12 protein-coding genes and 2 tRNA genes are annotated in these 13252 nt (G+C 69.8%); 11 read left to right on the top strand and 3 right to left on the bottom strand.

Annotated elements, in window-relative coordinates; translation table 11 throughout:
- Window positions 1–132: 132 nt before the first annotated feature.
- Complete coding sequence (locus tag ACYUED_RS08100; protein WP_491291599.1) at window positions 133–576, top strand: hypothetical protein; 444 nt, start codon at window positions 133–135, stop codon at window positions 574–576.
- A 202-nt stretch (window positions 577–778) separates the two neighbouring features.
- The gene (locus ACYUED_RS08095) at window positions 779–931 is read left to right on the top strand and encodes a hypothetical protein (RefSeq protein ID WP_491291598.1); all 153 of its coding nucleotides are present in this window, start codon (window positions 779–781) and stop codon (window positions 929–931) included.
- Window positions 932–997: 66 nt separating this feature from the next.
- Here ACYUED_RS08095 and ACYUED_RS08090 read toward each other — a convergent pair whose 3' ends face one another.
- Both ACYUED_RS08090 and ACYUED_RS08085 read right to left on the bottom strand, forming a co-directional pair.
- Window positions 998–1558 carry a CGNR zinc finger domain-containing protein gene (locus ACYUED_RS08090; protein WP_491291597.1) on the bottom strand — a complete coding sequence of 187 codons (561 nt, stop codon included), beginning with the start codon at window positions 1556–1558 and terminating at the stop codon, window positions 998–1000.
- 243 nt (window positions 1559–1801) lie between these two features.
- Window positions 1802–2215, bottom strand: coding sequence for an SsgA family sporulation/cell division regulator (locus ACYUED_RS08085; protein WP_004002642.1), 414 nt, complete (start codon window positions 2213–2215; stop codon window positions 1802–1804).
- Window positions 2216–2416: 201 nt separating this feature from the next.
- Here ACYUED_RS08085 and ACYUED_RS08080 point away from each other — a divergent pair, with 201 nt between their 5' ends.
- The 7 genes from ACYUED_RS08080 (at window position 2417) to ACYUED_RS08050 (ending at window position 10081) form a co-directional block, all read left to right on the top strand.
- Window positions 2417–2869 (top strand): TIGR02611 family protein, encoded by a 453-nt coding sequence (locus ACYUED_RS08080; protein WP_491291596.1) that lies wholly within the window; start codon window positions 2417–2419, stop codon window positions 2867–2869.
- Window positions 2870–2956: 87 nt separating this feature from the next.
- A tRNA-Val gene (locus ACYUED_RS08075) sits at window positions 2957–3028 on the top strand.
- A gap of 374 nt (window positions 3029–3402) precedes the next feature.
- On the top strand, window positions 3403–4692 hold the full coding sequence (locus tag ACYUED_RS08070) for an ABC transporter substrate-binding protein (RefSeq protein WP_491291595.1): 1290 nt from the start codon (window positions 3403–3405) through the stop codon (window positions 4690–4692).
- 37 nt (window positions 4693–4729) lie between these two features.
- A complete protein-coding gene (locus ACYUED_RS08065) occupies window positions 4730–5695 on the top strand; it encodes a carbohydrate ABC transporter permease (RefSeq protein WP_491291594.1) in 966 nt (321 codons plus the stop codon).
- Complete coding sequence (locus ACYUED_RS08060; RefSeq protein WP_491291593.1) at window positions 5692–6576, top strand: carbohydrate ABC transporter permease; 885 nt, start codon at window positions 5692–5694, stop codon at window positions 6574–6576. Before ACYUED_RS08065 ends, ACYUED_RS08060 begins: the two co-directional genes overlap by 4 nt.
- Before the next feature lie 10 nt (window positions 6577–6586).
- A complete protein-coding gene (locus ACYUED_RS08055; protein ID WP_491291592.1) occupies window positions 6587–7177 on the top strand; it encodes a hypothetical protein in 591 nt (196 codons plus the stop codon).
- Window positions 7178–7327: 150 nt separating this feature from the next.
- The gene (locus ACYUED_RS08050; RefSeq protein WP_491291591.1) at window positions 7328–10081 is read left to right on the top strand and encodes an exo-rhamnogalacturonan lyase family protein; all 2754 of its coding nucleotides are present in this window, start codon (window positions 7328–7330) and stop codon (window positions 10079–10081) included.
- Between the two features lie 92 nt (window positions 10082–10173).
- Here the strand turns inward: ACYUED_RS08050 and ACYUED_RS08045 are convergent, their stop codons facing one another.
- A complete protein-coding gene (locus ACYUED_RS08045) occupies window positions 10174–12573 on the bottom strand; it encodes an SCO7613 C-terminal domain-containing membrane protein (protein ID WP_491291590.1) in 2400 nt (799 codons plus the stop codon).
- A 66-nt stretch (window positions 12574–12639) separates the two neighbouring features.
- Between ACYUED_RS08045 and ACYUED_RS08040 the strand changes: the two genes are divergently transcribed.
- A complete protein-coding gene (locus tag ACYUED_RS08040) occupies window positions 12640–13086 on the top strand; it encodes an SRPBCC family protein (protein WP_491291589.1) in 447 nt (148 codons plus the stop codon).
- Window positions 13087–13125: 39 nt separating this feature from the next.
- Window positions 13126–13197 (top strand) — tRNA-Val (locus ACYUED_RS08035).
- Window positions 13198–13252: the final 55 nt, after the last annotated feature.

The raw sequence follows: 13252 nt of genomic DNA, 5'->3' as shown, positions 1-13252 counted from the left end.
GGCACCTGCGGAGGATCCGACCCGGAGATGTCCCTGATGTCCGCCCGGACCATGGCCGCGCGGGGGCCGGGCGGTGCAGGATGGAAGGGACGAAGTGCCCCGTGACCGACCGAGCCCTGCCTGGAGGACCGGATGATTGCCGAGACCGTCTGTTCCGCCCTGTCCGTGGCCGGCCTGGGCATCGCGGCGGTCACCGCGTACCGCAAGCGTTTCCTCTCGGCCGCGCGTATCGCCGCCTACTCGCTCGTGCCCATCGGCCTGGTGATGACGGGCATCGTGCAGTGGCTGGCGAACACCGCCTTCAGTCCGACGGCGTGGGCGGGGTTCGGCGTGCTCGGCGCTGCCTGGCTGCTGTTCTCCACCACCCGCGCGGTGGAGCGCCGCCGCGGTGGCACCCGCAAACAGCGCAGGGATGCCCGGTCGGCGGAGCGGAACGAGGTGGTCGCGCCGACGGCTTCGGCGCCCTCCCTCGGCCCGGGGACCCGTGCGGCGTCCCGGCCCGCGGCCGGGCCGCGTACCGGGGCCGCGGACGACTTCAGCGACATCGAGGCCATCCTGAAGAAGCACGGCATTTGACCTGCGCGTGACGACTGGCATGACCGCTGGCGTGACGCCTTGCATGACCACTGGCATGACGGCTGAAACGACACAGTGGATCAAGGCTGTGCCGCGAAGCGATCACGACCGGAAGCAGACTTCACGTAATTCGGCGAACAGGCGCTCAATCCGGGCGTGTTGATCGCGCCGGACGTGCTGTCTGCGTCATCATCGCCGCGAGATGCTGGACACGAAACACGGCGATGCCGCGCCGCCGAAGGACGAGCCGCGCGGATGCCTCTTCGCCCTTTCCCAGCCACCGCTGATGATCTTCCTTGCGGTGATCGGGTGTCTGCTGCTCATGGCCTCGTTGCACGACCTGCTGATGCTGTGAGCCGTACCCGTGGTCCCCGGCGTCACCCGCCGGGGACCACGTCGACACCACTCTCCGGTCCGGGCGTCAGCCGGCCGCCTCCTTGCGCCGTGCCCGGTACGCCGCCACATGCAGGCGGTTCCCACAGGTCCGGCTGTCGCAGTACCGCCGCGAGCGGTTGCGGGAGAGATCGACGAACGCGCGCCGGCAGTCGGGGGCCTCGCAGCGGCGCAGCCGCTCCTGCTCGCCCGCCACGACGAAGAACGCCAGCGCCATCCCGCAGTCGGCCGCCAGGTGGTCGGCGACTGAGGCGCCGGGCGCGAAGTAGTGCACATGCCAGTCGTAGCCGTCGTGATCCGTGAGGCGGGGAGTGGTGCCGGCGGCGGCGACCAGCTCGTTGATCACCACGGCAGCGGTCCGGGCGTCCGGCGCCGCGAAGACCGAGGCGAACCGCCCGCGGATCTTCCGCACGGCCGAGAGGTCGAACTCCGAGAGTGCCCCGACATCGCTGATCTCGTGGTTTTGCACGAAGTCCTCGAGAGCCGCGAGGACGGGCAGCCCGTCCGGCGTTGCGCCGTCCTCCGGTGCGGTGTTCACCAGATCCACCACGGTGTCGAGCGCGCACCGGGTGTCGTGGGTGATCAGCACGTTTCGCTCCCTGGCCCTGGGGGTCGGGCGGACGCCCGCCCCATGCTGGCCGATGGTAGTGGCTCGCGCCCGGCTGCGGGCGGTCGTGCCGCCGGTACGGCTCCCACGGCCCCCAGCACGCACACCGGCGCCGCCCCACGACGGAAGTCGTGGTGACGGCGCCGGTGCCTACCGTATGCAGTTGTCCAAGCCCGAGCCGTCTCCCCGAGTCGACGGCGCCGGGCGGCTTCGTGGTGCCTCGCCCTAGCTCTCCGCCAGGATGTGCGAGAGCTCCTGATCGAGATCGAAATGCCGGTGCTCCGTGCCGGGAGGCACGGCGGCGTCGGTGCGCTTCAGGAAGGACTCCAGGGCCCGCGCCGGGGCTTCCAGCAAGGCTTCGCCCTCCGGAGAGCTCAGGGCGATGCACACGACGCCCTGACCGTGACTGCGCGACGGCCAGACGCGGACGTCGCCGGTGCCGGTGGGCCGGTGGAGGCCTTCCGCGAGGAGGTCGCGGGCGAACACCCACTCGACGGTCTCCTCGGCTCCGGTGTGGAAGGTGGCGTGCACGGCGTAGGGGTCGGCCGTGTCGTACCGCAAGCCTGCGGGGACAGGCAGGGAGGACTCGCTCGACACAACGAGGCGCAGGTGCAGCTCGCAGCTGACCGTGGTGTTCATAAGCGCCAGGGCCTTTCGCTCAGTGTGCGCTCGGGGATTCGCACGTCGGCGAAATCGACATGCCACCTACGGTGCCGTTGTAAACCCCTCTGAGTGTTTTGCGTGTCTTTACGTAACTCTTCCGGCCGAGGGCGTGTTCGCGAGGTTCGGCCATTCTGGTGACTGGTTTCCGCTCCGTAAACCAAGGTAAAGTTTGGCCGTATGGATACGGGGAGTGACCAGCCGGGCGAGGTCGCCGTGGCATCGGACGAAGCGAAGCCGGACGGAGTGAGGGACGAGCAGGGGCTCGGCTCCAAGGCGCCGGCATTCATCAAGAGGCGTCGTGCGCTGCATCTGAGCTGGCAGGTCGGCGTCTTCGTCATCGGGCTCGCGGTCGTGGCCGCCGGCATCGTCATGCTGCCGCTGCCCGGGCCCGGCTGGGTCGTGATCTTCGGTGGCATGGCCATCTGGGCGACCGAGTTCGTCTGGGCCCAGCTGGTGCTCCGCTGGACGAAACGCAAGGTCACCGAGGCGGCCCAGCGAGCCCTCGATCCGACGGTCCGGCGCCGCAACATCACGCTGACGGCGATCGGCCTCGTGATCGTGGTCGCCTTGGTCGGCGTCTACCTGTGGAAGTTCGGCCTCGTGATGCCCTGGAAGATCAAGGACCAGTGATCCGCGGGCGGGGCGCGAAGGCCCGCCGGCGAGGGTCCGCGCTGTCACAGGCACCCCCTGACATGGGGTAATGTTCTCCCTGCGTCCGGGCGATTAGCTCAGTGGGAGAGCGCTTCGTTCACACCGAAGAGGTCACTGGTTCGAACCCAGTATCGCCCACCCGGATCGGCGGCCCGTCTGCGAGAGCAGGCGGGCCGTTGTCGTGTGAGTGCCGTCGTCGCGTAAACGGGCCGGTCGCGGTCGTGGGAACCCCTTCCCGGCGAGCCGCCGCGCTCCGGTGGGTTCGGTCGGACAACGTCCGCGTGCGCAGGGCCAGTTGATGTTCGGCCTGTCGATCGCGCACGCCTCACCTGCGGCGATCCCCCTCCTGCCGCGAGCCCTGTCTCTGACCTGCAGTCAACTCGCCCGGCCGACCTGCGAGAAATTCCTGTCCGAATCATTGACGCGCCCCGGGGCCCTCCGTAGCTTGTGCCAGCAAGCGCTTACTTGAAACGATTCATGCAGGCACCAACGACGCCGGGGAGGTCCCGACTGTGGGAACCAGCAGGAATGTTGAGAGGCGTACGGTCCTGAAGGCGGCCGGGGCATCGGTGGCCACGCTGGGGCTGGCGGCGACGACGGGCTGCGGCGGCGACGGCGGCACGTCCGCCGACGGGACGGTGACGATCCGTTACTCGTGGTGGGGGGCCGACGAGCGGGCCAAGAAGATCAACCAGACCATCAAGCTCTTCGAGAAGAAGTATCCGAAGATCAAGGTGAAGACGGACTTCCAGGACTACGTTTCTTTCTGGGAGAAGTTCCAGACGCAGGCGGCCGGTGGAAATCCCCCGGACGTTTTCCAAAACGCCGTCACATTCCTTCGGAAGTACGACAAGAGAAGCGTCCTGCTCGATCTCAGGTCCCAGATCGACGCGGGGAACCTGAGTCTGGACAACTTCCGTGCGGGCGTCACCAAGGTCGGCGAGGTCGACGGCAAGCAGCTCGGCGTCCCCGTCGGCTCCAACACCATGGCGCTGGTCATCGACAAGAAGGTCTTCAAGAAGGCGGGCGTCGAGCCGGAGACGGGCTGGACCTGGGACGACTACTTCAAGGCCCTCAAGACCATCCATGACAAGACCAAGGTGCCCGGCGACACGGGCTACTTCAGCATCATGTACCTGTACGACCTGTACCTGCGTCAGAACGGAAAGGCGTTCTACACCAAGGACGGACTCGGTTTCGACCAGGCCGATCTGACGGAGTGGTGGCAGGACGGCTACAACCGGACGAAGGCCGGCCTCATCACCAGCCCGAAGACCGTCGCGCAGGACCGCCCCAAGTCCTCGCTGTCCGCCGGGCACGGAGCCTCGGAATTCACCTGGGACAACTTCACCGTCCGCTACACGGCCGAGGGCGACAGCGACTACGGCCTCGCGCCCATCCCCACCATGAACGGCAAGGACACCGGGCAGTACCTGGCGTCCCTGATGCTGAGCGCCTCCGCGCGGACCTCGCACCCCAAGGAAGTCGCCCAGTTCATCAACTTCATGGTCCATGACCCCGGCGTCGGCAGGATCATGGGATACGACCGGGGCATCCTCGCCGCCACCGAGCAGTACGACGCCTTCAAGCCGACCGACCCGGTCAACAAGGAGATCGCGCAGTACGAGGCGGACACCGCCAAGGCCGGCGTCCTCGGCGCGATCACCCCGCACCCCTCCGGCGCCGACACCATCGAGGCCGCCTTCCTGCGCATCGGCGGAGACCTCGGCCTGGGCAAGGTCAGGACCTCGGCCGCGGTGAAGCAGTTCTTCGACGAGTCGCAGGCCGCCTTCCAGGCCTGACCGGACCTGACCTGACCGGAACCGATGGGGAAGCACCGTGACGCTCGTCAAGGACTCACCGCCCGCCACCCGGAAGGCCCGTTCCGCCGCCCCTGCCGCCGTCAGGCGGCGGGGCCGCCGGGAGAACCTCGCCGGCTATCTCTTCATGTCCCCGTGGATCGCGGGCTTCGTGCTCCTGACCGCGGGCCCGATGGTCGCCTCGCTCTATTTCGCGTTCACCGACTACAACCTCTTCAACAGCCCCAAGTGGATCGGCTTCGACAACTTCACCAAGATGTTCGACGATCCACGGTGGCAGAAGTCGGTCGAGGTGACGGCGAAGTACGTCATCATCGGCACGCCCCTGAAGCTCCTGCTCGCCCTCGGGGTCGCCCTCCTGCTCGCCCAGAGCCGGCGCGGACAGGCCTTCTACCGGGCCGCGTTCTACGCCCCCTCGCTCATCGGCGCGAGTGTCTCCGTCGCCTTCGTCTGGCGGTCGCTCTTCTCCGACAACGCCGTCGTGGACCGTACGATGTCGGTCTTCGGCTTCCATGTCGGCGGCTGGGTCGGCAACCCCGACTGGATCCTCTACTGCCTGGTCGCGCTCACCGTCTGGCAGTTCGGTGCGCCCATGGTCATCTTCCTCGCCGGGCTCAAGCAGGTGCCGAAGGAGTTGTACGAGGCCGCCGCGATGGACGGCGCCGGACCGCTGCGCCGCTTCTGGAACATCACGCTGCCGATGATTTCACCGGTGCTGTTCTTCAACGTCCTGCTGGAGACCATCCACTCGTTCCAGATCTTCGGCTCGGCCTACGTCGTCTCCAACACGTACTGCGGTCCCGCCGACGCCACGCTCGTCTACACCTGCTACCTGTACCAGCAGGGCTTCAAGAACGCCCAGATGGGCTTCGCCTCCGCGATGGCCTGGATGCTGCTGCTCGCCGTGGCGCTGGTGACCGCCGTCCTGTTCTGGTCGCAGAAGAAGTGGGTGCACTACGAGAACAACACAGAGGACGCCCGATGAGCGCCACCACTCCCGCCACCCCGAAACCGTTTGCCGGTCCCGGCCGGGGGCGCGCCGGCTCACTCGCCTGGCACGTCGGCTCGCTGCTGGTCCTCGCGGTCGTCCTCTATCCCGTCGTCTGGGTGATCGGGGCGTCGTTCAAGCCGAGCAAGGACATCATCAACAGCCTGCAGCTGTTGCCGGCCCGTCCCATCCTCGGGAACTTCAAGGGCCTGGCCGACGGCATCGCCGACATCTCGATCTGGACCTTCTTCCAGAACTCCCTCCTCTACGCGGGCGGCGCCGTCGTCGGCATCCTCGTCTCCTGCTCACTCACGGCGTACGCCTTCGCCAAGATCAGGTTCGCGGGCCGCAACCTGCTGTTCGCCCTGATGATCGGCACGCTCCTGCTGCCGTACCACGTGCTGCTCATCCCGCAGTACGTGATGTTCCAGAAGCTGGAGCTGGTCAACACCTACGTCCCGCTGCTGCTCGGCAAGTACCTGGCCACGGAGGCCTTCTTCGTCTTCCTGATGGTGCAGTTCATGCGGAATCTGCCGCGTGAGCTGGACGAGGCCGCCCGTATCGACGGCTGCGGGCACCTGCGCATCTACTGGTCGATCGTGCTGCCGCTGTGCCGGCCCGCGCTCATCACCAGCGCGATCTTCACCTTCATCAACGCCTGGAACGACTTCATGGGTCCGCTGATCTACCTCAACGAGCCCGGCAAGTACACCGTCTCGCTCGGCATGATGATGTTCCGTGACTCCGACGGCGTCGCCGCCAACTACGGCGGCCTCATCGCGATGTCGCTGGTCGCGCTCCTCCCGGTGCTTCTCTTCTTCCTCGCCTTCCAGCGCTATCTGATCGACGGTATGGCGACCTCCGGGCTGAAGGGCTGAGGCGGTCACCATGGCCGAGGTGCGGGTGAAGGCGCGCAAGGAGTCGGTGTTCGCGGAGCGGTTCGGTGTCTTCGCCGAGTGTCTGCTCACCGGGGTGTGGATCGCGGTGGCCTCCGCGGGGGTGGTGACGTATGCCGCCGCCTTCGCCGCCGGGGCGCGGCATCTGCGTCGCCGTACGACCCATGAGGGCGGCGGTTGGCGGGAGTTCGTCGGGGACTTCCGCACGGCCCTGCGGCGCGGGTGGGTCGTCGGGCTCGCCGGGTGGGTCGCGGCGGGCCTGGTCTGGGTGGACGTCCAGGCGGTGCGCGCCGGGCTGCCCGGGGGGCCGCTCGTCGGGGCCGCCGGTCTGTTCGCGCTGATCGGCGCCGCGGTGGCCGGGCTGCGTGCGACGGCGGTCTGGGAGCCGGGGGAGAGCTGGCGGGCGCTGCTCGCGGCCGCCGGTCGCCGTACCGTGCTCGACCCCGCCGGATCTTTCCTGCTCGTCGGTGGAGTGGTCCTCGTCGTCTGCTCCGCCCTGCTCATCGCGCCGCTCGCGGTCCCCGTCCTGGGGGCCGTCGCGGCGGCCGCCGTCGCCGTGGAGGAGCGGTGCCGGCGTCGCTGACGGGCCGCGCTCCCAGTAACCAGGCCGGCGCCCGGGCGCCGCGTCTCTCGCTGTCATGCCCCTGACCAGTTGCATAGGTCGCGCCAGCTGCACCAGTCGCGCCGGTTGCACGGAACGACATCCCGCACGGAAAGGAAAGGCTGAACTCTCATGTCTCCCATCCCCCGCAGGTCCCTTCTCAGGGCGGCCGCCGTCGCCGGAGCCGCCGCGCAGTTCAGCTGGGCGGCAGGAGCCAGGAACGCACAGGCCGCGCCCAGAGCCGATGCCGTCGGTGCAGCCGAGGCCGCCGATGCCGATCCGGTGACCCTGGACTGGCTGGAGGACGGCGGTCGGGGCGCCGCGCCCGGCTCGACGGTGGGTGTTCCCTGGCCGAAGGGCGCCTACCGGCCCGACCAGACCTTCGCGCTCACGGACGCGGACGGCAGGGCCGTGCCCGTGCAGTCGTGGCCGATCGCGTACTGGCCGGACGGATCGCTCAAGTGGTCGGCCCACGCCGTGAGTTCGGACTCCGGGAAACTCACCCTCGCCGCCGGCGACGCGGCCGCCCCCGCCAAGAAGGTCACCGTCCACAAGAGCGGCGGCACCATCGACGTCTCGACCGGCGTCATCACCGCGAAGATCGGCAAGAACGGATCCACGATCATCAAGTCCGTCACCCGTGGGCCGACGGAGATCGCCAAGAACGGCCGGCTCGTCCTCATCCGCCAGCCCGAGATCGAGGACGAGGACCAGGGCACGGTGAAGACCGAGCGCTTCGACGGGGCGATCGGGGCGGTGACGGTCGAGCAGGACGGGCCCGTCCGTGCCGTCGTCCGTATCGACGGCAAGCACCGCAAGGGCGGCCGGAGTTGGCTGCCGTTCTCCATCCGCTTGTACTTCTACGCCGGCGCCGACTCCTTCCGCATGGTGCACACCATCACCTACGACGGCACACAGGAGCCCGGCAGGGCGAGCGGCGACTTCATCCGAGGCCTGGGCGTCCGCTTCACCGTGCCGATGCGGGACGAGTCGTACGACCGGCACGTCAGGATCGGCGGCGAGGGCACCGGTCTGCTGCGGGAGGCCGTGAAGGGCGTCACCGGGCTGCGCCGCGACCCTGGTGCGGCCGTGCAGGCGGCCCAGTACGCGGGGCAGAAGCTGCCCGATCCATCGACCTGGGACCAACGGGTGACGTCCCGGCTGCAGTACATCCCGGAGTGGGGCGACTACACCCTCGCCCAGCTCTCCGCCGACGGCTTCACGCTGCGCAAGCGGACCAGGAAGGGGTACGGCTGGGTCGGCGCCGGCGGCGGCAGACGGGCCTCCGGCTTCGGCTACGTCGGTGGCGTCAGCGGCGGACTCTCCTTCGGCCTGCGGGACTTCTGGGAGAAGCACCCCGCCCAGCTCGACATCCGCGACGCCCACACCGATGAGGCCGAGGTCACCCTCTGGCTCTGGTCGCCCGAGGCGCAGCCCATGGACCTGCGCTTTTATCACGACGGCATGGGGCAGGACACGTACGCGAAGCAGCTCGAAGGCCTTGAGATCACCTACGAGGACTACGAGCCGAAGTTCGGCACCCCGTACGGCATCGCCCGCACCTCCGAACTCCTCTTCTGGGCCAACGAGTCGACCCCGGCCGCCGAAAAGCTCGCCGAACAGGCCGAAGCCGTACGGGTGTTGCCGCAGCTCGCCGCTCCGCCCGGGCAGCTCATCAAGGCCAAGGTGTTCGGACCGGGCCTGTACTCCGAGCCCGACCGCTCCACGGCCGCCAGGGCGAAGATCGAGGACCACCTCGACTTCCTCTTCACGTACTACAAGGACCAGGTGGAGCAACGCCGTTGGTACGGCTTCTGGGACTACGGCGACTTCATGCACTCGTACGACACCGTGCGCCACCAGTGGCGCTACGACATCGGCGGCTACGCCTGGGACAACTCCGAGCTGTCGCCGGATCTCTGGCTCTGGTTCGCGTACATCCGCTCGGGCCGTTCGGACATCTTCCGCTTCGCCGAGGCCCTGACCCGGCACACGGGCGAGGTCGACGTGTACCACCTCGGCGACTGGGCCGGCCTCGGCACCCGGCACGGCGTGCAGCACTACGCCGACAGCGCCAAGCAGCAGCGCATCGCCAACACCACCTACCGGCGCTACTACTACTTCCTCACCGCCGACGAACGCGTCGGCGACCTCATGCACGCCAACGTCGACTCCGACGAGACCTTCCTGGTCCTGGACCCGCTGCGCAAGGTGCGCACCGACCCCTACACGCCCGACCGGCACGCCCTGTCGGTCGGCTTCGGCACCGACTGGAGCGGCCTGGTGTCGGCGTGGCTGACCGAGTGGGAGCGCAAGGGCCCCAAGTGGGAGAAGGCCAGGGCGCGCGTGCTCTCGACGATGGAGGGCATAGCCGCCCAGCCCAACGGCTTCGTCCAGGGCAGCGGGCTGTACGACCTCGACACCGGCAGGTTCGCCGTCGCCGGCAAACCCGTGGTCAGCGTCTCCCACCTGTCGGCCGTCTTCGGCCTCAACGAGCTGTGCGCCGAGCTGATCGACCTCGTCGACATGCCGAAGTTCAACGAGGCCTACTTCGACTACTGCCGCTACTTCAACGCCACCAAGGCCGAACAAGCGGCACGCTACGGCTCCAACTTCGGCACCCTGCTGCTCTTCCAGGGCCATTCGCGCCTCGATGCGTACGCTGCCGTCCGGACCGGCGACGAGACCCTTGCCGAGCGCGCGTGGACGAAGTTCTACGACTCCGACGGATACAAGGAGTCGTCGCCGTGGAAGACGGAGAAGCTGAGCGGGCCGGTCACGTTGGTCGCGGGGAGTGAGGCCGCGTGGGTGTCGTCGAACGACACCGCGTTGTACGGGCTCGCCGCGATCGAGAACCTGGCGCTGCTGGGCGACAAGATGCCGTAGTGCCGTAGTGCCCGAGTGCGTGGAAGGGCCGTGGGGGACTGCCGGGCCGTTGTGGCTGGTCGCGCGGTTCCCCGCGGCCCCTTCGGGGCGCTTCAGTGCATGTTCGTCAGGAGGTTCCGTACCCGGCGGGCGTCTCGCAGGCGGCGTTCGTATGTCGCGCCCAGGGCGAGCAGGAGCAGACCGGCCAGGGCGGGTGGTACCCAGCCGGGGAGGGTGCCGGCCAACTGGGCCAGGTACGGAGTGAGTTCGTGCAGCGCGTCCAGGACCAGTACCGAGCCGCCGAGCACGAGGGGTGCCTGGAGGCGATGGCGGGCGCCCAGCAGGGTGGTCAGCAGGGCCGCCACGCCCAGCAGCAACGGGCGCGTCCCGTGCGCGTCGTTCCAGGCCGCGGCGAGGCCGGGCAACAGGGTGGCGGCGAGACCGGGGCCGTACGCCGTCCAGGACGACGCCAGCGGATCACGGGACCTGCGCCACACGCCGACGCACAGCGCCGGGACGGTGACCGGGAGCGTGTACGCCTCCACGGTGCCGACGTCCCAGGCGGACAGCCGTACCCATGAGGCCAGCAGGAACAGTACGGCCGCCGCGTAGCCGACCGGCCTGCGCTCGGGGCGTACGGCGGTGCCGGACGCGATCACTCCGCACAGGGCCAGCACCAGGGCGAGCATCGGCGGGGCGGTGATCGTGAGGCCGATGGCGTGCAGAGCGGCGGCCGCTCCGGTCGCCTCGACCGGCACGCGCGCGTGCGTGGCGCCCAGGCGTGCGGCGAGCAGGGCCGCGGCCACCGGGACCGCCAGGACCAGCAGCGCCGTGTGCTGGGCCTGCCAGCCCGCCGCCGCACCTGTCGCGCACGCGAGCGCGGCGGCGTACACGAGCCCGGCCGGCGCGGTGACGGGCGTGAGGTGCGGCCGCAGCGAGGCAGCCGCGAACAGGGCCGTCAGGACCGACAGCACCGTGAGCGTCGCCGTCTGGGAGGGCAGGGAGAGGAAGGTGAGGAGGACGGAGCTGATCAGTGCGAGAGCGGTGGAAGTCCTCGCCAGGACGAGGAAGGCTGCCCCCACGAGGGCCGTGGCAGTCGCCGCCCCTTGTATCAACAGGGCTGCGGGGTAGGGGAGTTGGAGCACAGCCGGCACGGCCATCACGGTGACCCAGGCGAGGCAGGCCGCGCCGGTCGACACCCATGGCCGACGGGCCTCGCCGCGGACCAGGAGGGCGAGCGCGGCGACGACCAGCGGGCCGAGGAGCAGCTGGCCCGGGTAGGGCGGCCACGGCATGTGGACGGTCACCGCGGCCCGCGCGTCCGACGGCGCGCCGGACCACGGTTCGGCCGCCCAGCCCAGCGGACCCGGCAGCGCGACCAGGACCAGCGGCAGGGCGCAGGCGACGGCGCCCGCCTGCACGGCACCGGAGGCCTGGACGACACCACGCCGTACGGGCTCCGGGAGCCGCAGCACCCGCACCACCGCCAACAGTGCGACACCGCAGGCCAGATACCCCGGCACGGTCCACCCGGCGGGCAGTGCCACCCGCAGCACGCCACCGCCCGCCGCGACCAGGAGCAGACCGCCCGCCACCGCGTTGCCCGTCGCCGCGGCCGGATTCGGCAGCTGCCGGGCGGCGCCCAGTGCGATCGCCGCCGAGAGGAGGAGGAGCGCCGCCGCACGGGCGGCGGCGCTCGGGCCGGCTGCGTCCCAGGAGAGCCAGCCGGCCGCCAATGCGCCCCAGGCACCGGTGCCGTACGCGCCGAGGGCGGCGAGGACGCGTACGGCCCTGGTGGTCACGCGGAGCGCCACACCTGTGTCGAACCCGGCCGTCACCAGCAGCGCGGCCGTGATCCAGTACGGACCCGACGCGGCCGAGACCGTCCAGCAGAGCAGCGGGAGTTGGGCCGCGGCCAGCGCGGCGGGCAGGGGCAGCCGCAGCTCGGTCGCCCGCGGCAGCAGGCCGTATGCCGCCCAGAGCCCGGCCAGCAGCGTCGCGGCGACCGCCGTGTACCCCGCGCCCCCGGTCCCCGCGAAGGCGACCTGGTGCACGGCGTACGCGTCCAGCACCGTCAGTGCCAGCCCCAGACCGGCCACCGACTCGGCCGTCGAACGCAGTCCGCGCTTCAGCAGGAGCACCGGCGCGCCGAGCGCCGCCAACGTGATCGCGCCGAGGACGAGCGCCCGCCCCGCGATCCCCATGTGCCCCCAGCTGACCAGCGTGAACACCATGGCCGCGACGGTGAGCAGGACGCCGCCGAGCAGCAGGAGCACGTTCTGCACGCCGGGCGCCGTGGCCTCCGTGCGGGCCGGTCCGGCAGGCGCCGACGGCACCGGGCCGACCGGGCGCTTCGGCTGGAGCGCGGCGACCAACCAGGCACGGCGATGCAGCAACTGGGCCCTGCGGGCGTCGAGTTGCCAGAGCTCGGCATCCAGGAGCCGCAACTCCTCGGCCGGGGGCGGAACATGCGTCATGCCACGGAGTGTGGTCGGCGTCACGTCGTACGACATGAGTGCCGGTACTCAGAAGGTACTCAGATCCCGCGCAAACGCCCTGCGTACGGGCACACTCACCCCATGGACTGGACGCACTACCGCTTCCGCAGCCGGTGGGCCCTGCCGGCGCCGCCCGCCACCGTGTACGAGGCGCTGGAGCGGGCCGAGGAGTACCCCCGGTGGTGGCCCCAGGTGCGGGAGGTGACCCGGCTCGACGACACCACCGGCGTCATCCGGATCCGGTCCCTCCTCCCGTACGACCTGCGGTTCACCGCCCATGAGACGCGCCGCGATCCCGCCGCGGGGGTCCTGGAGATCGCCATGTCCGGCGACGTCGAGGGCTGGGCGCGCTGGACGGTCACCGCGGCCGGCACCGGCACCCTCGCCCGCTACGAGCAGGTCGTCGACGTGCACAAGCCGCTGCTGAGGCGGCTGGCCGTACCGGGGCGGCCGGTGTTCCGCGCCAATCACCGGCTGATGATGCGGGCCGGACGGCGAGGCCTGGCCGCCCACCTGGAAGCGGTTTGAACGAAGCCCGCGGGGACCTGTATTGTTCAGTCCGTTCCCGGGCGATTAGCTCAGTGGGAGAGCGCTTCGTTCACACCGAAGAGGTCACTGGTTCGAACCCAGTATCGCCCACGCTCGGGAGAGCGACGTGGGTCCGCAGAACACGCGGACCACGTCGCTCTTTGTG

It is taken from the genome of Streptomyces sp. DF42 (assembly GCF_058267695.1).
The sequence above is the reverse complement of the archived record's forward strand: the minus strand, read 5'-3'. Positions and strand labels throughout refer to the sequence as shown.

What these genes read in the sequence shown, in the direction of transcription:
- ACYUED_RS08080 (WP_491291596.1), top strand. Translation starts at nt 2,417, where the DNA reads ATGGATACGGGGAGTGACCAGCCGGGCGAGGTCGCCGTGGCATCGGAC.
- ACYUED_RS08095 (WP_491291598.1), top strand. Translation starts at nt 779, where the DNA reads ATGCTGGACACGAAACACGGCGATGCCGCGCCGCCGAAGGACGAGCCG.
- ACYUED_RS08045 (WP_491291590.1), bottom strand. Translation starts at nt 12,573, where the DNA reads ATGTCGTACGACGTGACGCCGACCACACTCCGTGGCATGACGCATGTT.
- ACYUED_RS08060 (WP_491291593.1), top strand. Translation starts at nt 5,692, where the DNA reads ATGAGCGCCACCACTCCCGCCACCCCGAAACCGTTTGCCGGTCCCGGC.
- ACYUED_RS08040 (WP_491291589.1), top strand. Translation starts at nt 12,640, where the DNA reads ATGGACTGGACGCACTACCGCTTCCGCAGCCGGTGGGCCCTGCCGGCG.
- ACYUED_RS08055 (WP_491291592.1), top strand. Translation starts at nt 6,587, where the DNA reads ATGGCCGAGGTGCGGGTGAAGGCGCGCAAGGAGTCGGTGTTCGCGGAG.
- ACYUED_RS08085 (WP_004002642.1), bottom strand. Translation starts at nt 2,215, where the DNA reads ATGAACACCACGGTCAGCTGCGAGCTGCACCTGCGCCTCGTTGTGTCG.
- ACYUED_RS08050 (WP_491291591.1), top strand. Translation starts at nt 7,328, where the DNA reads ATGTCTCCCATCCCCCGCAGGTCCCTTCTCAGGGCGGCCGCCGTCGCC.
- ACYUED_RS08100 (WP_491291599.1), top strand. Translation starts at nt 133, where the DNA reads ATGATTGCCGAGACCGTCTGTTCCGCCCTGTCCGTGGCCGGCCTGGGC.